Genomic DNA, 24,209 nt, shown 5'->3' with positions numbered 1-24,209 from the left:
ATATTATTTTGAAATTAATATCATTGTTTTTATTTCGTCAAATTCAATTTCCGTACCGTTTTCTATTTCATCTACAAAAACCAAATCGCTGGTTAATGTTTCTGATTTTATATACGCTTCATTTTTAAGAATCGCCTCTTCTAAAAGTCCATTTCTTTTCAGTTGAACTTTAATTTTATCAGTAACTTCAAATCCTGAATCTTTACGGATATTCTGAATTCTGTTTACTAATTCTCTGGCAATTCCTTCTTGTTTTAATACTCGAGAAATTGTAATGTCAAGCGCAACCGTTATTCCGTTTGAATTGGCTACCAGCCAGCCTTCAATATCTTGTGACGTAATTTCTACATCTTCTAATGTTAAAGTTACGTTATTTCCTGCAATTACAACATCCAGGCTTCCTTCCTTGTCCAATTGACTGATTTGCTCTTTAGAAAATCCTTGTATTTCCTTAGAAATCAAGCCCATATCTTTTCCAAAACGCGGTCCAAGCGCTTTAAAATTCGGTTTAATTTGTTTCACCAAAACACCCGAAGTATCATCCAAAAGTATGATTTCTTTTACGTTTACTTCTGCTTTTATAAGGTCAGAAATAGCTTCAATTTCAGCTCTCTGATTCTCGTCAAGTACTGGTATCATTACCTTTTGCAAGGGTTGACGCACCTTTATCATTTCCTTTTTTCGGAGTGATAAAACCAATGATGAAATGGTTTGTGCCTTTTGCATTTTGCTCTCTAACATTTTATTAACATAGTTTTCAACCGAAACTGGAAACTCCGCCAAATGTACACTGTCGTATTTTTCCGACTGTGTTGCTAAAGTTAAATCTCTGTAAAGTTTGTCCATAAAGAACGGAGCGATAGGTGCACCCAGCTTACTTATGGTTAACAGACAGGTATATAAGGTTTGATAAGCCGCGATTTTGTCCTGTGCATATTCCCCTTTCCAGAAGCGTCTTCTACACAAACGAACGTACCAGTTACTCAAGTTTTCCTGTACAAATTCAGAAATTGCACGAGCCGCTTTTGTTGGTTCGTAATCGGTATAATAACTGTCAACGTCTTTTATCAAGGTATTTAATTCCGAGATAATCCATTGATCAATTTCTGGTCTTTCGTTTAATGGAATCTCGGCTTCCTCGTATTTAAATCCATCAATATTGGCGTACAAACTAAAGAACGAATACGTGTTGTATAATGTTCCAAAGAATTTTCTGCGAACCTCAGCGATTCCTTCTAAATCAAATTTTAAATTATCCCAAGGATTCGCATTCGAAATCATATACCAACGCGTGGCATCTGGACCATATTCTTTTAAAGTTTCGAATGGATCTGCGGCATTTCCTAAACGTTTGGACATTTTTTGTCCGTTTTTGTCTAAAACCAATCCGTTAGAAACCACATTTTTATACGCTACTTTATCAAAAACTAATGTTCCAATGGCGTGCAACGTATAAAACCAACCGCGTGTTTGATCGACTCCTTCAGCGATGAAATCTGCAGGAAAATCTTTATTCTCGTCAATTTTATCTTTGTTTTCAAAAGGATAATGCCATTGCGCATACGGCATGGAACCCGAATCAAACCAAACGTCAATCAAATCCGCTTCACGCGTCATCGGTTTTCCGGATGCAGAAACTAAAGTAATTTCATCGACTACATTTTTATGTAAATCCACTAAATCGTAATTTGATTCTGCCATATTTCCAATTTCGAACCCCTTGAAAGGATTTTCTTTTTGAAAACCTGCAGCGATTGATTTTTCAATTTCGTTGTATAATTCTTCAACAGAACCTATTAAGATTTCTTCTGTCCCTTCTTCAGTTCTCCAGATTGGCAATGGAATTCCCCAGAATCTGGATCGCGATAAATTCCAGTCATTGGCGTTTTTCAACCAATTTCCAAAACGTCCTTCTCCGGTAGCTTTTGGCTTCCAGTTGATGGTTTCGTTCAAGTCAAACATTCGGTCTTTAACTTCTGATATTTTTATAAACCAGGAATCCAAAGGATAATATAAAATAGGTTTGTCCGTTCTCCAGCAATGCGGGTAGCTGTGAACATATTTCTCCACTTTAAACGCTCTATTTTCTTCTTTTAATCGAATGGCGATTTCCACATCTACAGAACGTTCTGGCGCTTCACCGTCGTTATAATATTCATTTTTCACGTATTTACCAGCATATTCCCCCACATGTGAGGTAAATTTTCCTTGTAAATCCACTAACGGAACGGGAGTCCCATTTTCGTCCAGAACTAACATTGGCGGGATCTCTGGCGTAGCTTCTTTAGCTACCTTGGCATCATCAGCACCAAAAGTAGGCGATGTATGCACAATTCCCGTTCCATCTTCGGTAGTTACAAAATCCCCTGAAATTACTCTAAAAGCATTTTCAGCATTTTGGTACGGTAACACAAAGGGCAACAATTGTTCGTATCGAATGTCAACTAAATCAGCTCCCTTACATTCCGCCAAAACCTGATACGGAATTTTCTTATCGCCTTCCTTGAAGTTTTCAAAATCAGCAGGATCAGCACTTTCGAAGAAACCTTTCCCAAATTGTTTTCCAACTAAATTCTTAGCCAAAATCAATGTTGCAGGACGGAACGTATATTGATTGAATGTTTTTACTAAAGCATATTCAATTTTTGGACCTACAGTCAAAGCCGTATTACTTGGCAATGTCCAAGGCGTTGTGGTCCAGGCTAAGATAAAGATTTCCTCTAAATCCAAAGCTTCTAACTTGTAATGCTGTAATTTTTTTGAAGTGATGTAATCGTAAAACTTAGAAAACAACAATTCTTTGTGTGCGTCAATCACTTTAAATTGTGCCACAACAGTCGTATCCGTAACATCTCTATAACTTCCCGGTTGGTTTACTTCATGTGAACTCAATCCGGTTCCTGCTTTTGGAGAATACGGCTGAATGGTGTAGCCTTTGTACATCAAATCCTTATTGTAGATTTGTTTCAAAATCCACCAAACCGTTTCCATATATTTGGATTTGTAGGTCACATATGGATCTTCCATATCAACCCAATACCCCATTTTTTCAGTCAAATCATTCCATACGTCCGTATAACGCATCACGGTTTTTTTACACGCTTCGTTGTATTCTTCGATGGAAATAGTCTTTCCAATATCTTCTTTGGTAATCCCTAATTCTTTTTCAGTACCCAATTCCACAGGCAAACCATGTGTATCCCAGCCCGCTTTACGCTTTACTTGAAACCCTTTTTGAGTTTTATATCTGCAAAAAATATCTTTAATCGCACGCGCCATCACGTGGTGAATTCCCGGTAATCCATTTGCCGAAGGCGGGCCTTCAAAAAACACGAATGGTATGTTCCCTTCACGAGTGGTTACGCTTTTCTCAAATATATTTTCTTTCTTCCAAAAATCCAGAACTTCTGACGCCACAGTTGGTAAGTCAAGTCCTTTGTATTCAGTAAATTTTGTGCTCATTGTATCCTTTTCTAAATCGAATTGCGAAAGTAATCAATAGTTATGAGTAATGAGTAATGCAGGACGAATTTTTGCGGTAAAGCTTAACAGAATCCTCTATGGTGTATCAAAGGAATAAAAACTGAAACAAATACCACAAACGAAGTAAATAGCTGCAAATATTTTTTAATCTAAAACAAAAAATAATCCACAAACTAGCCCTAAAAATACTCTAGAACAAATAAAAAAAGCACCCGGAATTTAAGATTCAGGATGCTTTTTAGAAAACACACATTGAGTTATTCGTGTAAAAGCTAAACTATTTAAGCGCATTTTTTAATTCCGCAGCAGCTTGTAATAAAGCTGATTTTGTACCGGGAATCGTACTTATTGCATTCAAAAGTCCCCAATCGTGAATCATTCCATTGTATCGAGTTGCTGTGACTTTTACTCCTGCTTCATCCAATTTACGAGCATACGCTTCTCCTTCGTCTCTTAGAATATCATTTTCCGCAGTTTGTATTAATGCAGTTGGCAATCCTTTCAACTGGCTGGTAGTAGCTAGCAAAGGGGATGCATAAATTTCTTTACGCTGTTTAGGATCTGTTGTATAATTATCCCACATCCACATCATTAAATTCTTAGTCAGGAATCGGTCTTTACCAAACAAATTATAAGACTCTGTTTCAAAATTAGCATTAGTTACCGGCCAAAATAAAACTTGTAATTTAATCTCTGGTCCTTTTTTATCTTTAGCCATTAATGCAACAGCAGTAGCCATGTTTCCTCCAACACTGTTTCCCGCAACTGCTAGGCGTTTACCATCAACCCCAATTTCTTTCCCGTGTTCCGCTACCCATTTTGTAGCATTATAAGCTTGGGTGATGGCAACAGGATAATGCGCTTCGGGAGAGGGAGTGTAATTAACAAACACTGCTGCCGCACCAGATGCTACCACTAAGTCTCTAACCATTCGTTGATGAGTAGGAAAATCTCCAAGCACCCAACCCCCGCCATGAAAAAACATAAATACTGGCAATATGCCTTTTGCATTTTCTGGCTTCACGATATTTATTTTAATGCTTTGTCCATCCTCGACAATTATCTTATCTGTAACAGTTATACCAGACATATCAACCTTGATAGACGCTTGTGCATCTACAAGTACTTTTCTCGCTTCGATAGGAGACAACTGCTCTAACGGCTTGCCTGTTCCCGAATTTAGCACTTTAAGAAATCCTCTAATGTTGCTTTCAATATTAGGATCCTTCGAAGCATCCTTTGTTTGTGCGGACACTTCACTGGAGAAAGCAATTGCTAACAATAATGTTCCTACTTTTTTTAATTTTGATTTCATTTGATCTATTTTAAATTTAAAGATATAATTATACTTTGTAAGTGAATTCAAAAAAACTGGGACTTCTGCTGTAACAAATTATCCTTAAGATATGGCGTTTAAAATGTGCCTTACAACATATCAACAAGTTTACTTAAAAAAGATTTGAACTAGTCAAAATTTTGATTTTTAGTAGATTAAAGACAAAATAAATACTTATTAGATCAAATATAGTAATTAATTATTATCAAATTTTAAAAATTATAGCTTCTTTTAAAAGCACCAATAACTATAAAATTAAAATCAACAAAAAAATATTTGCAGCCAATTCAATTGATTTAAATACAGTGAAAATTAAAAATTATTAATCTAAATCAATTTTAGAACACCATAAGATTTAAACTAAATATCAAGAAAACACCTCTTTCAAAACGTCCAGAGATTTTGGTTTTTTAAAGCCGTCCAAGTGAAAACTGTAATAATCGATTAATATTCTTAAAACAATCTGTCTTTCAATCACATGGAATGTTTTTTGATTGGTATCAAATTTCAAATCGATTAGTTTTTTAAACAAATTACTTTCATGTTCGGTGAGCGAACTAATGGCATGAAAGGGTGTAAAAACACCTTCGTTCATTTCGAAAAAAGGCATATCAATATCAGAAATATCGGGGTAAAAGCCCAAATATTTTGTGATTTCCAATAATAAAATCAAATGAAAATTAGCAATTTCATCGTGATTATCCAACCAATGCAAGGCCGTTTCTAAAAAAGTAAACAGCTGTTCGTTTTTTTCTTCTTCGTGAATGGAATGGTGCAGCATTTCCGAAATGAACATCACGATCGTACTTTTATAAATATCCGAATGAATGGAATGAAAAGGAGAATCGATTTTTATTTCCTTGAAATTTTCTAAAGTACCCTTGTTCTTATGAACCGCTTCAATTTCGAGAATGGTCAACGGTTGAAAATAAGCAATTTTCTGATTGGACTTTCTCGAAGAAAAAGCATCCCGAACAAAATAAGATTTCAAACCATGTGACAAGGTGAAGCATTTCACAATCAAGCTTTTTTCCTGGAATTTTAATGCCGAAATCACGATGGCTTTGGTTTTTACGAGCACAATTTTAATTTAAAGATTGAAAAATTAAAGATTGAAAAATTCATTCCTCTAAATTACCTTATTATCATTACTTTTTTAACTTTAGTTTTCACTCCGTCTTGTGCCGAAATAAAAATCATATACACCCCTGAAGCGACTTTGTATTTCCCAAAAGCAGTGGTATCCCATTCTATAGTTCCCCCTTCAGAAGTCGTTTCATAAACTAGGTTTCCTTCAATATCGGTGATTTTTATATTCGCTTTATCGAGCAACCCGGCAATTTTAACAGTTCCTTGATATTCAGGTCGTACAGGATTTGGGTACACATATGCATTGCTTAAATCATCATTGGCAGCAGTCGAAACTCCTTTGAAAGAAACCAACCCTTTGGCGGTAGCGATAAAAACTTCACCTGTTACGCTATTTATATCAATGTCATTTATAACATTACTGGGCAAAGGTGAATTGGTGGTCGTAAAATGATATTTGGTTTCTTGACCGTTTGGCGACACTAAAAAAATACCTGAATCTGCTGTACCAATCCATTTGTTATTTGCCCCATCTACAACAATATCAGTAATAAATTGTTCGTATAATAATTCTTGTGCCAAGTTATCTTCTAAAATAATTATGGAATTGGTCGTTAATTTATCTTCAGACAAGAAACTTCCAACATTTGATAAAATTCGCAGTCCTTTTGCGGTTCCTATCCAAAGTTGGTTTCTGGTATCTACAGCAACGGCTCTTACGTCAGCAATAGGCAGATTCCCAGTGTCAGTACCTGTTGTTATTTTTTTAAATTTATTATTACTTTCGTTAAAACCAATAATACCATCTCTATTGGTGGTTAGCCATTTCGTTCCGTTTTTATCGATTGCTATTCTTCCAAAACTATTGTCAATCGCTAAATCAAGAATATTATCCATCGGGTAACTTTGCCATTGACCGGTAGATTTCAATACTTTTAATCCGTTTTTTATTCTGCTATTGGTCACCCAAAGATTCCCGGATTTATCAAATGCAGCTCCGTTTATTCGAACATCAATATAATTTGGACCCACAAATGTTAATGATTCTAAACCACTATTGGTTTGATTGTATAAAATTTTTGGTTCATCATTTTCAATTTTCAACAATCCTGAAAAAAAAGAACTCACATACACTTCGTTTTCATTACTGGGATTAACCGTGATTCTGGTCATAGATTTAGCACCTAAAACTTTCTCATACGGAATATTCAACCATCCTGTTGCGCTAAATTTACTCACGCCATAACTATCTAAATCATACGGATTGTAATCAACTGTATAATCTCCATAAACGGTCCAAAGCGAATTTGATGTAGCTTGAAGCGCAAATATATTATTGCGTGAAGGACCAATTGGAGTCGTATTTTCGAAAGTCGTAACTGAAGAAATGGAAGTGGTAATCAATCCATCCTCTTTTGTTCCAATAAAAATACTATCGCCTATTATTGTAGCACAATTAAAACTTGGAGTGCTTGCTGTAATTTGGTTTGTGTTTATTTGGCGCACCAAAACCATCTGACTGTTGTAAATATAAATACTGTTTAAAGTTGTTAGTATCAAATAACCCGCAGTTGCTCTCATATCCAAAACTGATGATGAAAGCGCTAAATATCCCATAAACAGGTTAGCACTCGCATCGTATTTATGAATATATCCTGAAGTATTAACAGCAAACAAATCTGAACCTAAGGTTGCCACACCAGACCAATTTCCAGCAGCAATTGTTTCCCACTGGCTAAAATCAACTAAGTTTTTATTGCTGATATCGGCTCTTTTTACACCGTTATTTGTAGCCGCATAAATAAATCCATTAAATAATGTTGTTTGGTTCACTATTATTTCAGCGCCATTTGTACCAATAAAGTAGGTGTCACCAAATTGCATGGTAGCCAAATTGAATTGAACAATTCCAAAATCACAGGAAACATATGCAATGCCTTCAAATTCCATGAAGTGATTGATTTTTTTTATGTTTGAAGGAAGTTGTTTATTGATAATGTCGACCACATTGAGCATCCTTCCATCAGCTTCATTGATGACTATTATCAATCCGTTTTCGTATCCTACAATTGTTTTATTGAATGTTGCACTATGGTATAATGCCGAAATGGTTTCTCCGGAAAGTCCGTCAATAGTATTGGTGGTTTTAATTTGGCTTGTTGCTATATTTTTAGAAAATAAGGCATTTTCTGAAGCGGCAAAAACTGCGGTTGTAGATTCTGATACATCTTTAATTTCATTGTAAGAGAAATATCCTTGCCACAACAGATTACTTTGGGCAAAACCCATTTGGATAAAAAGTAAAAGCAAAAAACATAAAACGCTCTTTTTCATTATTTGCAGGAATATTGGTTTACAAATATAGAACAAACGAAAGTATTAGAATTTTGTTACACAAAAAAAACACCTTCTATCCTTAATATCGGTAGAAGGCATTTTAAATTATAATTAAACCTGATTTATACCACTCCTTGAGCTAGCATAGCATCGGCTACTTTTACAAATCCTGCTATATTGGCTCCTTTTACATAATCAACATAACCGTTAGCATCAGAACCATATTTTACACAAGAAGCATGAATATTCAACATAATACCTTTCAATCTTTCGTCTACTTCTTCAGAACTCCAACTTAATCTTAGTGAATTTTGAGACATTTCCAGACCTGAAGTTGCCACTCCACCAGCATTAGATGCTTTTCCCGGAGCAAATAATAATTTTTCTTTTTGAAAAACAATCACTGCATCTGGCATTGTAGGCATGTTAGCTCCTTCAGCAACACAGATACATCCGTGTGCCACCAAAGCTTTTGCTTCGTCTTCATTCAATTCATTTTGAGTAGCACATGGCAATGCAATATCACATTTTACATCCCAAGGACGTTTTCCTGCAACATATTTTGCGTTTGGATATTTAGTTACATAATCACTAATTCTACCTCTTAACTCATTTTTGATTACCATTACATGAGCAAGTTTCTCCGCATCTATTCCATCAGCATCGTAGATATACCCTGCAGAATCTGACATGGTCACTACTTTCCCACCTAATTGCGTTGCTTTTTCAGTAGCATATTGCGCTACATTTCCTGAACCGGAAACAACAACAGTTTTCCCTGTAAAACTATCTCCTTTTGTAGCTAACATGCTTTGTGCAAAATAAACTGCTCCATAACCTGTAGCTTCTGGTCTAATCAATGAACCTCCAAAAGAAATTCCTTTCCCGGTTAAAACACCAGTAAATTCATTTCTGATTCTTTTATATTGGCCAAACATATATCCTACTTCTCTTCCACCAACACCTATATCTCCAGCAGGAACATCCGTATCAGCACCAATATGTTTACACAATTCAGTCATAAAACTTTGACAAAAACGCATCACTTCATTATCTGATTTCCCTTTTGGATCAAAATCAGCTCCTCCTTTTCCACCACCCATAGGCAATGTAGTTAAGCTATTTTTGAAAGTTTGTTCGAAAGCCAAAAACTTCAAAATACTAAGATTTACTGAAGGATGAAAACGAAGTCCTCCTTTATATGGTCCAATTGCTGAATTCATCTGAATACGATATCCTCTATTCACTTGAATTTCTCCTTTGTCATCAATCCAAGTTACACGAAACGTAATGATTCGATCCGACTCGACCATTCTTTCCAAAAGCATTTTGTTCAGGTATTTTTTATTTTCTTCGATAAAAGGAATTACTGTTTCAGCAACTTCTAAAACTGCCTGCATGAATTCAGGCTCGTTAGGGTTTTTTTTAGCAACCGCTTCGATAAAAGTAGTAATACTTTGTGACATAATAATTAGATTATTAACGTTTAAGAAAACGTTTTCGTTAGTGTCTACAAAGATACATCTTAAACGAATATTGCAGCTTTTTTTTTAACTTTGTCAACAGAATTATCTTTTTATTAAGCAATTATAAAGAAATCTACTTTTGAACTCCTATTTGTTACGAAAACGTTGTAGTTTTCGTAACAAAACAAGAATTTGATTACTTATATTTAATTTTTGGTTTCTTTTAATTAATGCTTGATGTTTTTATATATTTGTCAAGATTTGAAATTTACATCTGATGATCAAACAAACTATACTCACTTTATTTATTTTATTTGGCTTTTCAAATAATACAAATGCGCAATTTGGTTTTTCGCATGAAGTAGGAGTTATAGTTGGTCCTGTAGCCTTTCAATCTGATTACGGAGAACGTCACGATTTAAACACAAACTCCGGGAATACGGGAATTGGAATTGGGATTATTCATTATCTAAATTTTTCTTATAAAGCCGAATGTAACTGTTATACTCCCGAAACTTATTTTAACGACCATTTTAAATTAAGATCGGAACTTTCGTATAACAAAACCGAATTGAAACATTTTGGAGAATGGGTAGATCCAAGTAAAACTTCCCTTGGTGCAGATCAATTACGAGCCATGCGAGGAAGTACCGCTGTAACTAATATAGGAATGCAACTGGAATATTTTCCATTAAGCATTCGGGATTTTACCTCCCGAATAGGTAGTTTAGGTCCATTCATAAGTCTTGGAGGACAATTCAGTTATTACAATGCCAAAGCTTATTCAACAATGGGACCTTTAGGAACACCGTTAACCACTTTCCCTAAATACTTAACCCCTACTGATGGTCGCCCTTATGGCTTTTCTACAGAAGGAGGATCGGTTTGGTCAGTTGTGTCAAGTGTGGGAACCCGTTATAAACTAACTCCTTTACGAGATTTAATGATTGATTTAAGGTTTCAATATTATTTCTCTAATTGGGTAGATGGTTTAAATCCAAATCCGGCACTTTACAAAGAAAACAAAGCTAACGATTGGTTGGTTTGGTTCAATGTAGGTTATATTTATTACTTACAATAGCAATTACAATCCTTTATAAAAAACAAAAACCCCAATTCTGAATTTTTTGAATTGGGGTTTTGTTTTCAAATATATTTACGCTAATGCTTGTTTCAAATCTTCGATTAAATCTTCGGCGTCTTCAATACCAACGCTCAATCGAACCAAATCATCAGTTATTCCAATTGCTGCACGTTTATCTTCGGGAATCGATGCATGTGTCATCAAAGCCGGGTGATTTGCCAAGGATTCTACTCCGCCTAAGGATTCGGCCAAAGTGAAAACTTTTAGCTTTTCAAGAAAGTCAATCGCATCCTCTTTTTTACCCGAAACAAAAGTGAAGGAAACCATACCTCCAAAACCACTCATTTGTTTTTTAGCAATTTCATGATATGGATGGCTTGGTAATCCTGGATAATAAACCCTTTTAATTTTTGGATGGTTGCTTAAGAACTCCACTACTTTTCCCCCGTTTTCGCAATGTCTTTCTACACGCAAATGCAACGTTTTAATTCCTCTCAAAACTAAGAAACTGTCCATTGGCCCAAGTGTCGCTCCAGTCGCAAATTGTTGAAAATGCAATTGTTCTCCTAAAGCTTCGTCTTTTACAATCAATGCTCCTGCAATAACATCAGAATGTCCACCAAGATATTTAGTTGCCGAATGCATGACAATATCAGCCCCTAAGTCTAAAGGCTTTTGCAAATAGGGTGTTGCAAAAGTGTTGTCAACTGCAAAAAGGATCTTCTTCTCTTTGGTGATTTTAGCAATCTCCTGAATGTCGGCTAATTTCATCAATGGATTGGTAGGAGTTTCTACCCAAACCAATTTTGTGTTTTCATTGATTAATGACTTGAATTTCTCCATGTCATTCATATCCACAAAATGGAATTTTATGCCTGAATCTTTATAAATACGGGTAAACATTCTATACGTACCGCCATATAAATCGTCCATTGCAATGATTTCGTCACCTGCTTTGAAAGAACGTAAAATACAATCCGTGGCTGCTAATCCGGACGAAAAAGCCAATCCTCGTGTTCCGTTTTCAATACTTGCCAATGCATTTTCGAGCGCTGATCTGGTAGGATTTGCGGCTCTACTGTATTCATAATCCGGATTTATCGGGTGTCCGGGACTTGTTTGCACAAATGTTGACGTTTGATATACCGGCGGCATAACCGCTCCTGTACTTGGATCATGGTGTTGACCACCGTGAATAACTTTAGTATTAAATTTCATATCTAGATAATATTTGTTTTTTAATGGAATCCGGCATCAACATTCTTCTTATTTTGTGATTTTGAATCCTGTGATTTCCTATCGTTTAATCTTTAAATGCTGAATTGTTTTACAAATTTACCTTTTAATTTATTCTAACCAAGCCACAAGTTGATACCTTTGTATATAATTAACAATTTTGAAATGAAACACTTTATCCTTTTTTCGGTATTACTTTTTTCTGTGGCGCGTTGTTCTAACGAATTAGCTTTTGAAGAGCAATCTTTTCAGAAAAAAACGACTTTGCCCTGCAAGGAAAATTGTCCTCAGATAACTGTAAAAATTCCGGTTGCAAAAGATGTTCCCGTTGTTGCGGACAGCATCAATAAAAAAGTGTTTTCAGTATTGAAGGAGATTATTTATTTTGGCGAAAAGCCATATACTTCCACTAATTATAATGGATTATTAGCTTCGTTTATTGATTCCTATGAAAAACTCCAGAAAGAATTTCCGAAAGATACTTTTGGTTGGGAAGGCAAAATTGAAGGAAGTGTAAAATACCAATCGGATAGTATTTTGAACATCGAAATCAAGCATTACACCTTTACCGGTGGCGCTCATGGCTATGAAGGATTGCGTTCGTTAATTTTTAATCCAGAAACCGGAAAATATATTCCGAACAATCAATTGTTTAAAAACAAGAATGCTTTTATGGCTTTCGCCGAAAAAAAATTCAGAGCCAAATATAAAATCCCGGAAAACAAATCTATAAACGCAACTGGGTTAATGTTTGAGGACGAGAAATTTTATCTGCCACAAAATATTTTCTATACCGATAAAGGATTGCTTCTCTATTACAATTCCTATGAAGCGGCATCCTATGCGGATGGGCCAAAAGAATTGCTATTATCTTACAAGGAAGTGAACGCCTATTTAATAACTATTTAAGAGTCTTTAATTTCGCTTACTGTAACAATCCTTTTTAAGTTTTTCAAATAAAAGGATTGTTATTTACGTGTATTATAATGGCAGTTAAAACACATGATTTATTAAATAAACTTTTTAAGGTTCATCATAATACCGATGTGGAGTCCTTCGTGAAAATTATTAAAGACCAATGCATCTTCAACACTTCTTAAGGTAAAACCGGTTGACGTAGGATATTCATTATAATTCTTAAAAGTTTTATTATCAAAATCGGCTTTGGTTTGATAAATTGTTTTAAACAATAATGACTTTATTTCTTCTACCTCCGCCTGCGTGGTGATAGATTCCGGTTTAGTTCCGTTTCTATATTTTTCGACTAATTCCTCCGAAATCAGCATAGGTAAACCCGAAAGTTTGTAAACTAACAATTGCTGTGTCACAATAATATGGCCAATATTCCAAATCAAATTGTTACTATACCCAACTGGAATTGTATTGAGTTGCTCTAAAGTATATCCGGTTAGAAATTTTGAAACCATATTTCTGGTTGTGGTATTGACATCTAATGTTTGATCCATTTTTTATTTTTTTGATAAAATTAATCATTTTCCATCTCAAATGATTTTTCTTTGCACAAATAAATCGCTATTTATATGAACACAATTTATTATCTCGCTTCTTGCGATACCTGCAGAAAAATTATAAAATCATTACCGAAAGATCATAACTTGAAGTTTCACGACATCAAACAAGACCCAATTACTGTGCAGAAATTGGAGCAAATGCGCGAACTTTCCGGAAGCTATGAAGCACTTTTCAGCAAAAAAGCACAGTTGTACAAATCAATGGATTTGAAGAATAAATCGTTAACCGAAGAAGATTACAAGAAATACATTTTGGAGCATTATACGTTCTTAAGTCGTCCTGTTTTTATCATCAACGACAAAATTTATATAGGCAATACACAGCAAAACATGTTGCAAGTAATGAGAGCTTTGGCCTAACCAAAACCATCAAAATTAGAACAAAACCATCCGTAATTCACCTCTTTGGGGGTTCGGTGGGTTTTCCTTATCTTTGACCTCTTTTAGAAAATTATATGATACAATCAATGACGGGTTTTGGTAAAGCCACTTTGCAATTACCAACCAAAAAAATCACGGTAGAAGTAAAATCCTTAAACAGTAAAGGTTTGGATTTGAATGTGAGAATGCCTTCGCTGTACCGCGAAATGGAATTGGGTTTACGCAACCAAATTGCCCTAAAACTGGAAAGAGGAAAAGTGGATTTTTCCATTTTTATCGAAAGTACAGCAGAACAAACTTCGACGAAAGTCAATGTGCCAATCATAAAAGCATACATCAACCAGTTGAGAGAAGTCTATGCCGATGCTGATGAAACGGAACTAATGAAAATGGCCATTCGCATGCCGGATACCATGAAAATAGAACGCGATGAAATTGATGAAAACGACTGGGTACAAATCCAAACCGTTATCGAAGAAGCGTTACAAAACATCTTGACCTTTAGAAGAGATGAAGGAATGTCACTTGAAAAAGAATTTCAATTGCGAATTGGTAATATTCGCCAATACATGACCGAAGCTTTGGCACTGGATCCAGAACGTGTTCAGGCAATAAAAGACCGTTTGCAAACTGCAATTTCAGAACTAAAAGTCAATGTTGACGAAAATCGTTTTGAGCAGGAACTGATTTATTACTTAGAGAAATTGGACATCACCGAAGAAAAAGTGCGTTTAACCAATCACCTTGATTATTTCCTTGAAACGATAAACGGTACCGAAGCCAATGGTAGAAAGCTAGGTTTCATCACCCAGGAAATGGGACGTGAAATTAACACGATGGGTTCTAAATCCAATCACGCACAAATGCAAAAATTAGTCGTTCAGATGAAAGACGAATTGGAAAAAATCAAAGAACAGGTATTGAACGTTCTATAATAAGTCCCAACCTACAAGGTTAAAAAACCTTGTAAGTTTCTACAATAAATTAGACCCACAAGGTTTAAAAAACCTTGCAGGAAAAACATAAATAGATACTGAAATAAATTCAGCATAAAATGAGTACAGGAGGAAAATTAATTGTTTTTTCGGCACCATCAGGATCTGGGAAAACTACCATAGTTAGGCATTTATTAAGCAAAGAAGATTTGAATCTTGAATTTTCTATTTCCGCAGCAACACGTGAAGCACGTGGCGAAGAAGTAAATGGAAAAGATTATTACTTTATGTCACTGGAAGAATTTAAAATGCACATCAAAAACGAAGATTTTGTAGAATGGGAAGAAGTCTATCGCGATAATTTTTATGGAACTTTAAAAAGTGAAGTAGAACGCATTTGGGCAAAAGGAAAAAATGTGATTTTCGACATTGATGTATCTGGCGGATTGCGTATCAAACATAAATTTCCGGAAGAAACTTTAGCCGTTTTTGTAAAGCCGCCAAGTGTAGATGAACTAAAAAGAAGACTCAAAGAACGTTCTACTGAAAGTGAGGACAAAATCAATATGCGTATTGCAAAAGCCTCTGTAGAATTAGCAACAGCACCACAATTTGATGTTATTATAAAAAACTACGATTTAGATATTGCTCTTGAAGAAGCATATCAATTGGTAAAGAATTTTGTGAAATAAAATATTGGCTTTAGGTTTTAGGTGTTGGCTTTAAGTTATAATCAACATCTAAAATCAAAAACCTAAAACCCTGGTAAATGAAAATAGGTCTTTATTTCGGAACTTTCAACCCCATTCATGTTGGGCATCTCATTATTGCCAATCACATGGCGGAGCATGCCAATTTAGACCAAGTATGGATGGTGGTTACGCCACACAATCCTTTGAAGAAGAAAAGTACTTTGCTCGATGATTACCATCGCTTGCAAATGGTCTATCTCGCCACAGAGGGTTTTCCTAAAATAAAACCTTCAGATATTGAATTTAAATTATCACAACCTAATTATACCGTGAACACTTTAGTTCATTTACAGGAAAAATTTCCAAGTTACGAGTTCTCCTTAATCATGGGCGAAGACAATCTCAAGTCGTTACATAAATGGAAAAACTACGAAGCGATTCTGGCACATCATGAAATTTATGTCTATCCTCGACTTTCAACCGAAGCAGAGAATCTAATGTTTAAGAACCATTCAAAAATTCACATGATTGATGCACCGGTTGTTGAAATATCGTCAACATTTATTCGGGATAATATCAAAAAAGGGAAAAATGTGCAGCCTTTGTTACCATCAAAAGTTTGGGAATATATTGACCATAATAACTTTTACAAGAAATAATTAACTCAAAACTTTTTTTAATTCGAATTGAATATTCTCAAAAATAGCACTCAGATTCTCATTTTTCCCGGACAATAGAAATACTTCTGTATTTGGCATTTCGTTGCTATTCCACAACAATTGGATTTTTTTTTCTTCTATTAAACTTTTAGCATTACAATTCCAAACGACTGCTATTCCGGTGTTTTGGGAAATTATTTCCAGCATTTCGTATTCGGATGGAATGATGTAATTGGGAATCATCGAAGGTCTTTTTTTATTAAAAACATACAGCCAAAATAATTTGATATGTGGAATTTGCGCATTGTGACTGAACCATTTTTGGTCATTTAACCAATGTTCGATAGCATCTAAATCCTTTTTTTTAATATTTAATTTCAATTCGGAAGTATCAATAGTGTTAGAACCAACAATTACTTGCTTGATTTCTCCCACTTTCTTCTGAATGGTGTCAAACGTGTCATATTGTTTGGTAACTACCGCAAAGTCGAGTTTTTTAGAATCTACCAATTCAAAAAGTGAATCATTTTCATGAAAACTAAAATCAATAAATTCAAATTTAGAAATCAAACAACTTCCCAGACTGCTCATCAAGTGTTTCGAAATTCCAATTGAAATTAATCTATTCGCATCAAACGCTTTGGCACGAAAACCATTCTCCACATTTTCCAATCGGTCTAAAGCCTCTATAATCAGATTATTGAGTAACTTAGCATATTCAGTTGGTTCCACGCCTTTTGACTTTCTATTGAAAAGTTTATAGCCTACATGCGCTTCCAACATTGATATTTGTTGGCTTACCGCAGGTTGGCTAATAAATAATTCCTTGGCAGCTAATGAAAAATTTCCGTTTTTGTAAACCGATTTAAAAGTTCTGTACCATTCCAGATTGACCATGCTATAAATATATTTATCACAAACATAATTTAAATTATTTTTACTAATAACATATTCAGACTAAATTTGCATAAAGTAAATTAGAAATGAAGAAAACAGCATTGTTTTTTATTATAGCATTAACCGCAACTTGCATCACTGCAACAGCACAAAATAAAAAAGGTATGAAAAAAGTATTATTTGTTGTTACCAGTCACGATAAATTAGGTAACACAGGAGAGAAAACAGGATTTTGGACAGAAGAATTAGCGGCTCCCTATTACGAATTATTAGATAAAGGTGTTGTCATTGATATTGCCACTCCACTAGGAGGACAGCCACCAATTGATCCAAAAAGTGAAGATCCATCAGCCGCAACTGCAGACACTAAAAGATTTGATGCCGATACGGAACTATTGGCTAAACTGAAAAACACGCACAAATTAGCCGATGTAAAAGAGTCTGATTACGATGCTGTTTTCTATCCAGGAGGACACGGACCGTTATGGGATTTAGCGACCGATAAAAACTCAAGCGCTTTGATTGAAGCATTTTATACTAATAACAAACCCGTTGCTTTTGTTTGTCATTCACCAGCGGTATTGAAAGACGTAAAAATAAATGGCGAATTTTTAGTGAAAGGTAAAAAAGTAACCGGTTTTTCTAATACCGAAGAAGCTGCAGTAGGCCTGACTGATGTAGTTCCGTTTTTATTAGAAGATGCTTTGCAGGCCAATGGCGCAACTTATTCAAAAATAGGCGACTGGCAGTCTTATGCTGTTGAAGATGGCTTATTGATTACAGGTCAAAACCCGGCTTCGTCCAAACTAGTTGCAGAAAAATTATTAAACCAATTGAATTCAAAAAAATAAAACATGTTAAATTTCGAATTATACAACCCAACTAATTTAATTTTTGGAAAAGGTCAAATTGAAAAACTTTCTACTTTAGTTCCACAAGGAGCAAAAATTCTTTTGGCATATGGTGGCGGAAGTATTTTCAAAAATGGAATTCACGAGCAAGTAATCAACAACCTAAAAGGTTTTGATATTGTAGAATTTGGCGGAATAGAACCCAATCCGCGTTTTGAAACATTATTGAAAGCCGTTGCGATTATTAAGGAACAAAACATTGATTTTATTCTTGCTGTAGGCGGTGGATCAGTAATTGACGGAGTAAAATTCATATCAGCAGCGGTACACTTTGATGGAAACCCAATTGATATTCTTAAAAAAAGAATCTTGTTTAAAGAAGGTTCAAAAGTAGTCCCTTTTGCAACCGTTTTAACATTACCTGCAACGGGAACCGAAATGAATTCTGGTGCGGTCATTACGATTGAGGCCACTCAGGAAAAATTAGACTTTGGAGGTTCAGCCATGTTTCCAAAATTCTCCATTTGTGATCCAACGGTAATCGCCTCTTTACCAAAAAGACAATTACAAAATGGTGTCGTCGATGCTTATGTCCATGTTTTGGAGCAATATCTAACCTATCCACATGACGGATACCTTCAAGATCGAATAGCCGAAAGTATTCTGCAAACTTTAATACAAGTTGGCCCTGAAGTTGTCGAAAAACCTACTGATTATGCTTTGGCTTCTAATTTTATGTGGAGTTGTACTATGGCTTTAAACGGGTTGATTCAAAAAGGAGTTCCCTCTGATTGGGCCACACACATGATTGGACATGAGCTAACGGCTTTGTATGAAATTGATCATGCCAGAACTTTGGCAGTTGTAGGACCAAATTTATTCCGAGTAATGTTTGAAACCAAAAAAGGAAAATTGGCACAATACGGGAAGCGTATTTTTAATTTAACCGGAAGTGAAGATGAGATTGCTAATGAAGCCATCAATAAAACGGTAGAATTTTACCATACTATGGGAATGCAAACCAAATTATCCGATTATACCAATGCCTTTGATCATACGGCTGATTTTATTGTCAATCGCTTTGAAGAAAGAGGTTGGATAGCATTGGGCGAAAAACAAAACATTACTTTAGAAAAACTGAAGTCAATTGTTGAAATGAGTTATTAATTCAAATAATGATGATGCTGATTGACTTCAGCATAAATAAAAAGGCGCCCTCATTTTAATAATGGAGACGCCTTTTAAAATACTAAAACAAAACTAACTAACTCAATATGCATTACAACTGTTAAATGATTAATTTATAATCACTTATAACGCAAATTGAATATGTATATTGTGTTAAAAAACAAAAACAAAAATTAAATTGTTTTTTTGTTAGTAATAGTGTCCTTTTGAAAACTCTTAGGAAGCCAATTTCTTGTTCCAATTTTATTTGTATAATCACTACTTTTTTAAGTACTTTTGATTAAATCTAATAAAAAAATGACCGAAAACATAAAATTTGCAGTAATTGGCGGAGGAAGTTGGGCAACAGCGATTGCAAAGATGCTATGTGTAAATCTTTCGGAGATCTCGTGGTATATGCGTAATGAAGCTGCTATAGAACACATTAAAACCTACAAACACAATCCAAATTATCTAAGCTCTGTTGAATTTGATGTCAAAAAACTGAAACTCACCAGTGATTTAAATGAGGCTGTTGCTTATGCTGATTATATTATTTTTGCTATCCCATCAGCTTTTTTAGACACTGAATTAGAAAAATTAACCGTTTCGTTGAAAGATAAAATCATTTTTTCGGCGATTAAAGGTATCGTTCCCGAAACGAGTTTGATAGTAGGCGAACATTTCCATGTAAAATATGAAATCCCTTATTATAATATTGGCGTAATTACCGGTCCTTGTCATGCAGAAGAAGTAGCTATGGAACGATTGTCGTATCTGACTATTGCCTGTGGCGATGATAAAAAGGCTAAAATTGTGGCTAAAAATTTATCTGGAAATTATATCAAAACTAAGATTACAGATGATATTATAGGAACTGAATACGCTGCCATGCTAAAAAACATTTATGCAATTGCAGCCGGAATGGCACACGGTTTAGGCTATGGTGACAATTTTCAGTCGGTGTTGATGAGCAATGGGATTCGGGAGATGAAAAAATTCATCAAAAAAGTCCATAAAATGAAACGTAATATTAATGATTCGGCGTATTTAGGCGATTTATTGGTTACCGGTTATTCTGTGTTCTCCAGAAACAGAATGTTCGGGAATATGATTGGTAAAGGCTACACGGTAAAAAGCGCCATGATGGAAATGAGCATGGTTGCCGAAGGGTATTATGCCGCAAAAAGCGCGTATAAGCTCAATCAAGGGTACGGAGCCAAAACTCCGATTATAGATGCCGTTTATGAAATTCTGTACGGAGGAAAAGACGCTAAAACTGTTTTTAAAGCTTTGACGGATAAATTAGATTAGTACTTACATTATAAAAATAGAAAAATTTCTTCAAGTCTAAAAAAACAAAGGCACTAATCTACATAAAGATAGTGCCTTTGCTATTATAATTATTTTTTAATTCGGCTTGAAATCGAAATAGAATTACCTCACAATAACGCCGTCAACGAATAAAATAGGTACTTCTTCAACAAAATCCTCATGGATGGAATGCGCTTTGAAAACAAATTTTTTGTCGTGTAACTTATCTCCAATGAAATAAGTCAACATAAATTCATTGTTAAGTGCCACAACACTTTTTTCTATCATTTCTATTTTGATCACGGAAACGGGCGGAACTTCTACAAAAGCGTGACGCAAAAGAGAGGTTTTTTTTATTTCGCCGTCTATGGTTCCAAAAGCTTTGGAAACGACCATCACGCTTTCGATAAGGTAATCACTATCGTTTATTAAATAGGCATACCATACTTTTTCCATGAAATCGTCGCTCCATTCCTGAACTGCTGCCAGGAATACGTTTTCTACTTCGGGGATGATAATATCAGATTTCATATTTTTGATTTTAGATATAAGATTAACGATTTCTTCAGAACCAAATGCCCTAGCCCAGATGGAAACGGCATCCTTTTTCTGGCTTCTTTAGACAGAAAAAGATATAGTGTACAGCTGGAAATAGCTCCTAAAAGCACAAAATAACTTGAGATTGCTTCGTTCCTCGCAATGACTATATGCTTGATTTGAATTGTTCCAAGAAACGAACGTCGTTTTCATAAAACATACGGATATCACCGATTTGATACAACAACATGGCGATTCTTTCGATTCCCATTCCGAATGCAAAACCGTTGTATTCGTCGGGATTGATGCCACAGTTTTTCAAAACGTTTGGATCTACCATTCCGCAACCCATGATTTCTAACCAACCGGTTCCTTTGGTGATTCTATAATCAGTTTCTGTTTTCAGGCCCCAATAAATATCAACCTCAGCGCTTGGCTCGGTAAAAGGGAAATAGGACGGACGCAAACGGATTTTTGATTTTCCGAACATTTCTTTGGTGAAATATAAAAGTGTTTGTTTTAAGTCGGCAAAAGAAACGTCTTTGTCAATGTACAGACCTTCCACTTGGTGAAAAATACAGTGAGAACGGGACGAAACGGCCTCATTACGAAAAACTCTTCCCGGAGAAATAGTACGAATTGGCGGTTTGTTCTCTTCCATGTAACGCACCTGGACGGATGATGTATGCGTGCGCAATAAAATATCAGGATTCGTTTGTATGAAAAACGTGTCTTGCATGTCACGCGCCGGATGGTATTCCGGTAAGTTTAATGCGGTGAAATTATGCCAGTCATCTTCGATTTCCGGACCTTCGGAAACGTTGAATCCAATGTTTGAAAAGATGTCAATAATTTGGTTTTTTACCAATGAAATAGGGTGACGAGAGCCAATAGTTATTGGTTCAGCCGAACGCGTCAAATCCCCATAAAAGCCTTTGATTTCTTCTTTACTTTCTAAAGCTTCCTGTATCGTTTTTACTTTTTCTTCAGCAGAAGTTTTAAGCAAATTGATTACTTGTCCAAATTCTTTCTTTTGTTCATTAGGAACATTTTTGAACTCAGCAAAAAGATCTTTCAAAAGCCCTTTACTTCCAAGAAATTTAATTCGGAATGCTTCTAAATCTGCTGTATTTTGCGTTGAGAAAGCTTGTGCTTCACCAATATATTCTTTTATCTTGTCTATCATTTTCATCCAATAATTGAGAGTGCAAATTTAGGGAAAAGTTTTCAGTTTCCAGTCTCAGTTTTCAGTAGATTTATTCTAAAAACTGAGACTGCGACTGTTAACTACGAAATAAGTTCTCTTTCAATAAAATAATTTACAATGGCTTCTTTCATCAAAACCGATTGTTCACCCGATTTTAGAGGCGGGAGTTCCTCTTTTACTTTGTAATGCGGCCATCCTTCTTCATCAAAAAACTCAAATTCATAGAAGCCATAAGGCTCTAATAACCTGCAAATCGCGATGTGCATCAGGTTTAGTTTTTCGTCTTTCTTGTATTCGCTATGCACTTTTCCGAGTTCTTGTACTCCAATTAGATAAATAATAGCATCGAGATCTAAATCCTCTCCTTGAGAAAATTGATTAGAAAGTATATTTACAAGCTGTTCCCAGCGTTCTTTAAGTTGTGTGTCTCTTGACATTTTTATTTTTGATTGTAGATTAACGACTTTTGATTGTAGATTTTCAAAAATAGTAATCGAATTATTTTGACAAAGATAAGAACTTGAAATTTGGCAATTGATACCGAACAATTCTTTTATATTTGCACTTTTTATTTTATAAACTATAATTATGAGTTTTTTAGATATTGTTTTGGGCGCATTGCTTGCTTTTGCTTTGTATAAAGGTGTTAGAAATGGGCTTTTTGTAGAATTAGCTTCTTTAATTTCACTAATAGTAGGGATTTATTTTGCTATAAAATTTTCCTCACTTATAAAAGGAATGTTGGCAGGTTTTGTTCATTGGAATCCCTATACTATTCAAGTGATTGCTTTTGTGCTTACTTTTATCCTCGTTGTGATTGGAATATCATTATTGGGTAAATTCCTTACCGGAATAGCTGATTTAGCCTTTTTAGGTTGGTTAAATAAATTAGGAGGTGGTTTTTTTAGGGTATTGAAAACTGTTTTGATACTAGGTATTGTATTCGCTGTTTTCGAAAAAATAAATTATCACAATTTTATAGCCAAAAAAGAGACCTTAGACAAATCTCTGTTTTACAATCCCATCCAGAAAACTGCTCAGTTTATGTATCCTTCGTTAGAGAAATGGTACGATGGAATGAAGAAGAGTAATAAATAGGATTCAGTCGCAGTTCTCCGTTAACAGCATCGATAAGCGCTCTATAAATACATGCTAAAGCTACTAATACGACCTTCAATTTAAGTCTTCAAAACGGAATACCGCGACTGAACACTGAATACTATTATTTCACTTCCTTTATAGCGCTACTCTCAATCCAGCCTTCAGTTCCATCAGTTAATTGCACTTTTTTCCAATTTTCTAATGTTTCCTTTACAAAAATTTTTGTTCCTTCGTGCAGTACAAAAATAGCGGAACCCGCTTTTTGCGGCTCACTTTTTACTTCAGTAATTTCAGCAAAAATAATAGCCGGTTTCTCATTATCAAAATGGCTTTTTTCGAAAATTGCTGACGAAACACTAATAAGAATAAAGAAAATAAGCACAAACATTCCAAAAAAGAAAATCCGCTTGGAGACCGTAATCTGTGAAAAATAATATCCAATAAAAAATAATAAAAATGCGGCTGCAAGACTCACTGAAATCCAAGCCCAGGTATTGTAATGATAAATTCCCGTGAAATCTCTGACTAGTTTCCCAAAACCAACTTTTGGAATTACTTTAATTTCATCAATAGTTCTTTTTTGAGCGAATTTTAAGTTGTTGATACTTTCGCTATCATTTGGATTGAGCACCAATGCTTTTTCATAATTATAAATGGAAGGCGCTACTTTATTTAATTTATAATAGGCATTTCCTAAATTAAAATACAATTCAGACGAATATTTGTTGTCTTTCAAGACACTTTCGTAAGCTGTAACCGCTTCCTCATATTTTCCTTTTTCGTAAAAAGAATTTCCTTTTTCAAAGCCATTTTGAGCAAAGAAAACTTGGGTGGAAAGTAAGAGTATGTATACTATATTTTTCATTTCTATTTTTATTTAGCCAAAGGCACTACTTCATTTTTTT

At 34.9% G+C, this 24,209-nt stretch carries 22 protein-coding genes; 10 read left to right on the top strand and 12 right to left on the bottom strand.

Annotated features, from left to right (window positions below; genetic code table 11):
- Positions 1-3 precede the first annotated feature (3 nt).
- The 5 genes from ileS to gdhA all read right to left on the bottom strand — a co-directional run bounded on the left by ileS (position 4) and on the right by gdhA (position 9,711).
- Entirely contained in the window at positions 4-3,462 is a 3,459-nt protein-coding gene (gene ileS, locus ACM55I_RS07095; RefSeq protein WP_416846071.1) for an isoleucine--tRNA ligase, read from the bottom strand.
- 298 nt (positions 3,463-3,760) lie between these two features.
- The gene (locus tag ACM55I_RS07090; protein ID WP_416846070.1) at positions 3,761-4,798 is read right to left on the bottom strand and encodes an alpha/beta hydrolase; all 1,038 of its coding nucleotides are present in this window, start codon (positions 4,796-4,798) and stop codon (positions 3,761-3,763) included.
- A 388-nt stretch (positions 4,799-5,186) separates the two neighbouring features.
- Complete coding sequence (recO, locus tag ACM55I_RS07085; RefSeq protein ID WP_416846069.1) at positions 5,187-5,900, bottom strand: DNA repair protein RecO; 714 nt, start codon at positions 5,898-5,900, stop codon at positions 5,187-5,189.
- A 53-nt stretch (positions 5,901-5,953) separates the two neighbouring features.
- The gene (porZ, locus tag ACM55I_RS07080; RefSeq protein WP_416846068.1) at positions 5,954-8,242 is read right to left on the bottom strand and encodes a type IX secretion system anionic LPS delivery protein PorZ; all 2,289 of its coding nucleotides are present in this window, start codon (positions 8,240-8,242) and stop codon (positions 5,954-5,956) included.
- A gap of 125 nt (positions 8,243-8,367) precedes the next feature.
- Positions 8,368-9,711 carry an NADP-specific glutamate dehydrogenase gene (gene gdhA / locus ACM55I_RS07075; protein ID WP_416846066.1) on the bottom strand — a complete coding sequence of 448 codons (1,344 nt, stop codon included), beginning with the start codon at positions 9,709-9,711 and terminating at the stop codon, positions 8,368-8,370.
- A 277-nt stretch (positions 9,712-9,988) separates the two neighbouring features.
- Between gdhA and ACM55I_RS07070 the strand changes: the two genes are divergently transcribed.
- On the top strand, positions 9,989-10,792 hold the full coding sequence (locus ACM55I_RS07070; RefSeq protein WP_416846065.1) for a THC0290_0291 family protein: 804 nt from the start codon (positions 9,989-9,991) through the stop codon (positions 10,790-10,792).
- A gap of 75 nt (positions 10,793-10,867) precedes the next feature.
- Here ACM55I_RS07070 and ACM55I_RS07065 read toward each other — a convergent pair whose 3' ends face one another.
- Positions 10,868-12,013, bottom strand: a complete 1,146-nt coding sequence (locus ACM55I_RS07065; RefSeq protein ID WP_416846064.1) for a cystathionine gamma-synthase — start codon at positions 12,011-12,013, stop codon at positions 10,868-10,870.
- 183 nt (positions 12,014-12,196) lie between these two features.
- Between ACM55I_RS07065 and ACM55I_RS07060 the strand changes: the two genes are divergently transcribed.
- The gene (locus ACM55I_RS07060) at positions 12,197-12,940 is read left to right on the top strand and encodes a DUF3298 and DUF4163 domain-containing protein (RefSeq protein ID WP_416846062.1); all 744 of its coding nucleotides are present in this window, start codon (positions 12,197-12,199) and stop codon (positions 12,938-12,940) included.
- Between the two features lie 101 nt (positions 12,941-13,041).
- On the opposite strand, the gene ACM55I_RS07055 is transcribed toward ACM55I_RS07060, so the two are convergent.
- Positions 13,042-13,497 (bottom strand): DinB family protein, encoded by a 456-nt coding sequence (locus tag ACM55I_RS07055; RefSeq protein ID WP_416846061.1) that lies wholly within the window; start codon positions 13,495-13,497, stop codon positions 13,042-13,044.
- A gap of 75 nt (positions 13,498-13,572) precedes the next feature.
- On the opposite strand from ACM55I_RS07055, the gene ACM55I_RS07050 reads away from it, so the two are divergent.
- The 4 genes from ACM55I_RS07050 to nadD all read left to right on the top strand — a co-directional run bounded on the left by ACM55I_RS07050 (position 13,573) and on the right by nadD (position 16,230).
- Positions 13,573-13,923 (top strand): arsenate reductase family protein, encoded by a 351-nt coding sequence (locus ACM55I_RS07050; protein ID WP_416846059.1) that lies wholly within the window; start codon positions 13,573-13,575, stop codon positions 13,921-13,923.
- A 95-nt stretch (positions 13,924-14,018) separates the two neighbouring features.
- On the top strand, positions 14,019-14,879 hold the full coding sequence (locus tag ACM55I_RS07045; protein WP_416846058.1) for a YicC/YloC family endoribonuclease: 861 nt from the start codon (positions 14,019-14,021) through the stop codon (positions 14,877-14,879).
- A gap of 119 nt (positions 14,880-14,998) precedes the next feature.
- Positions 14,999-15,571 carry a guanylate kinase gene (gmk, locus tag ACM55I_RS07040; RefSeq protein WP_416846057.1) on the top strand — a complete coding sequence of 191 codons (573 nt, stop codon included), beginning with the start codon at positions 14,999-15,001 and terminating at the stop codon, positions 15,569-15,571.
- A 77-nt stretch (positions 15,572-15,648) separates the two neighbouring features.
- Positions 15,649-16,230 (top strand): nicotinate (nicotinamide) nucleotide adenylyltransferase, encoded by a 582-nt coding sequence (gene nadD / locus ACM55I_RS07035; RefSeq protein WP_416846055.1) that lies wholly within the window; start codon positions 15,649-15,651, stop codon positions 16,228-16,230.
- Here nadD and ACM55I_RS07030 read toward each other — a convergent pair whose 3' ends face one another.
- The gene (locus ACM55I_RS07030; RefSeq protein WP_416846054.1) at positions 16,231-17,127 is read right to left on the bottom strand and encodes a LysR family transcriptional regulator; all 897 of its coding nucleotides are present in this window, start codon (positions 17,125-17,127) and stop codon (positions 16,231-16,233) included. It lies immediately after the preceding gene.
- Between the two features lie 86 nt (positions 17,128-17,213).
- Here ACM55I_RS07030 and ACM55I_RS07025 point away from each other — a divergent pair, with 86 nt between their 5' ends.
- The 3 genes from ACM55I_RS07025 to ACM55I_RS07015 all read left to right on the top strand — a co-directional run bounded on the left by ACM55I_RS07025 (position 17,214) and on the right by ACM55I_RS07015 (position 20,459).
- Positions 17,214-17,978 (top strand): type 1 glutamine amidotransferase domain-containing protein, encoded by a 765-nt coding sequence (locus ACM55I_RS07025; protein WP_416846053.1) that lies wholly within the window; start codon positions 17,214-17,216, stop codon positions 17,976-17,978.
- 3 nt (positions 17,979-17,981) lie between these two features.
- A complete protein-coding gene (locus tag ACM55I_RS07020) occupies positions 17,982-19,145 on the top strand; it encodes an iron-containing alcohol dehydrogenase (protein ID WP_416846052.1) in 1,164 nt (387 codons plus the stop codon).
- Between the two features lie 318 nt (positions 19,146-19,463).
- Positions 19,464-20,459, top strand: a complete 996-nt coding sequence (locus ACM55I_RS07015) for an NAD(P)H-dependent glycerol-3-phosphate dehydrogenase (protein ID WP_416846050.1) — start codon at positions 19,464-19,466, stop codon at positions 20,457-20,459.
- A 123-nt stretch (positions 20,460-20,582) separates the two neighbouring features.
- Here ACM55I_RS07015 and ACM55I_RS07010 read toward each other — a convergent pair whose 3' ends face one another.
- The 3 genes from ACM55I_RS07010 to ACM55I_RS07000 all read right to left on the bottom strand — a co-directional run bounded on the left by ACM55I_RS07010 (position 20,583) and on the right by ACM55I_RS07000 (position 22,640).
- On the bottom strand, positions 20,583-20,990 hold the full coding sequence (locus tag ACM55I_RS07010) for a hypothetical protein (protein WP_416846049.1): 408 nt from the start codon (positions 20,988-20,990) through the stop codon (positions 20,583-20,585).
- A gap of 172 nt (positions 20,991-21,162) precedes the next feature.
- Positions 21,163-22,182, bottom strand: coding sequence for a phenylalanine--tRNA ligase subunit alpha (gene pheS / locus ACM55I_RS07005; protein ID WP_416846048.1), 1,020 nt, complete (start codon positions 22,180-22,182; stop codon positions 21,163-21,165).
- A 101-nt stretch (positions 22,183-22,283) separates the two neighbouring features.
- Entirely contained in the window at positions 22,284-22,640 is a 357-nt protein-coding gene (locus ACM55I_RS07000) for a hypothetical protein (protein WP_416846047.1), read from the bottom strand.
- Positions 22,641-22,791: 151 nt separating this feature from the next.
- Between ACM55I_RS07000 and ACM55I_RS06995 the strand changes: the two genes are divergently transcribed.
- Complete coding sequence (locus tag ACM55I_RS06995; protein ID WP_416846046.1) at positions 22,792-23,301, top strand: CvpA family protein; 510 nt, start codon at positions 22,792-22,794, stop codon at positions 23,299-23,301.
- Positions 23,302-23,425: 124 nt separating this feature from the next.
- On the opposite strand, the gene ACM55I_RS06990 is transcribed toward ACM55I_RS06995, so the two are convergent.
- Entirely contained in the window at positions 23,426-24,169 is a 744-nt protein-coding gene (locus tag ACM55I_RS06990) for a tetratricopeptide repeat protein (RefSeq protein ID WP_416846045.1), read from the bottom strand.
- Positions 24,170-24,209: the final 40 nt, after the last annotated feature.

The sequence above is a fragment of the Flavobacterium algoris genome, assembly GCF_048158525.1.
In the GTDB taxonomy this organism is placed as follows: Bacteria; Bacteroidota; Bacteroidia; order Flavobacteriales; family Flavobacteriaceae; genus Flavobacterium; species Flavobacterium algoris.
The sequence above is the reverse complement of the archived record's forward strand: the minus strand, read 5'-3'. Positions and strand labels throughout refer to the sequence as shown.

Excerpts from the sequence above, each read along its gene's own strand:
- ACM55I_RS07050 (WP_416846059.1), top strand. The coding sequence starts at position 13,573 with ATGAACACAATTTATTATCTCGCTTCTTGCGATACCTGCAGAAAAATT.
- ACM55I_RS07010 (WP_416846049.1), bottom strand. The coding sequence starts at position 20,990 with ATGAAATCTGATATTATCATCCCCGAAGTAGAAAACGTATTCCTGGCA.
- ACM55I_RS07070 (WP_416846065.1), top strand. The coding sequence starts at position 9,989 with ATGATCAAACAAACTATACTCACTTTATTTATTTTATTTGGCTTTTCA.
- nadD (WP_416846055.1), top strand. The coding sequence starts at position 15,649 with ATGAAAATAGGTCTTTATTTCGGAACTTTCAACCCCATTCATGTTGGG.
- ACM55I_RS07025 (WP_416846053.1), top strand. The coding sequence starts at position 17,214 with ATGAAGAAAACAGCATTGTTTTTTATTATAGCATTAACCGCAACTTGC.
- ACM55I_RS07020 (WP_416846052.1), top strand. The coding sequence starts at position 17,982 with ATGTTAAATTTCGAATTATACAACCCAACTAATTTAATTTTTGGAAAA.
- ACM55I_RS07090 (WP_416846070.1), bottom strand. The coding sequence starts at position 4,798 with ATGAAATCAAAATTAAAAAAAGTAGGAACATTATTGTTAGCAATTGCT.
- ACM55I_RS07000 (WP_416846047.1), bottom strand. The coding sequence starts at position 22,640 with ATGTCAAGAGACACACAACTTAAAGAACGCTGGGAACAGCTTGTAAAT.
- ACM55I_RS07030 (WP_416846054.1), bottom strand. The coding sequence starts at position 17,127 with ATGGTCAATCTGGAATGGTACAGAACTTTTAAATCGGTTTACAAAAAC.
- ACM55I_RS07045 (WP_416846058.1), top strand. The coding sequence starts at position 14,019 with ATGATACAATCAATGACGGGTTTTGGTAAAGCCACTTTGCAATTACCA.
- ACM55I_RS06995 (WP_416846046.1), top strand. The coding sequence starts at position 22,792 with ATGAGTTTTTTAGATATTGTTTTGGGCGCATTGCTTGCTTTTGCTTTG.
- ACM55I_RS07065 (WP_416846064.1), bottom strand. The coding sequence starts at position 12,013 with ATGAAATTTAATACTAAAGTTATTCACGGTGGTCAACACCATGATCCA.
- ACM55I_RS07060 (WP_416846062.1), top strand. The coding sequence starts at position 12,197 with ATGAAACACTTTATCCTTTTTTCGGTATTACTTTTTTCTGTGGCGCGT.
- ACM55I_RS07055 (WP_416846061.1), bottom strand. The coding sequence starts at position 13,497 with ATGGATCAAACATTAGATGTCAATACCACAACCAGAAATATGGTTTCA.
- gmk (WP_416846057.1), top strand. The coding sequence starts at position 14,999 with ATGAGTACAGGAGGAAAATTAATTGTTTTTTCGGCACCATCAGGATCT.
- gdhA (WP_416846066.1), bottom strand. The coding sequence starts at position 9,711 with ATGTCACAAAGTATTACTACTTTTATCGAAGCGGTTGCTAAAAAAAAC.
- pheS (WP_416846048.1), bottom strand. The coding sequence starts at position 22,182 with ATGATAGACAAGATAAAAGAATATATTGGTGAAGCACAAGCTTTCTCA.
- ACM55I_RS06990 (WP_416846045.1), bottom strand. The coding sequence starts at position 24,169 with ATGAAAAATATAGTATACATACTCTTACTTTCCACCCAAGTTTTCTTT.
- ACM55I_RS07015 (WP_416846050.1), top strand. The coding sequence starts at position 19,464 with ATGACCGAAAACATAAAATTTGCAGTAATTGGCGGAGGAAGTTGGGCA.
- porZ (WP_416846068.1), bottom strand. The coding sequence starts at position 8,242 with ATGAAAAAGAGCGTTTTATGTTTTTTGCTTTTACTTTTTATCCAAATG.
- ileS (WP_416846071.1), bottom strand. The coding sequence starts at position 3,462 with ATGAGCACAAAATTTACTGAATACAAAGGACTTGACTTACCAACTGTG.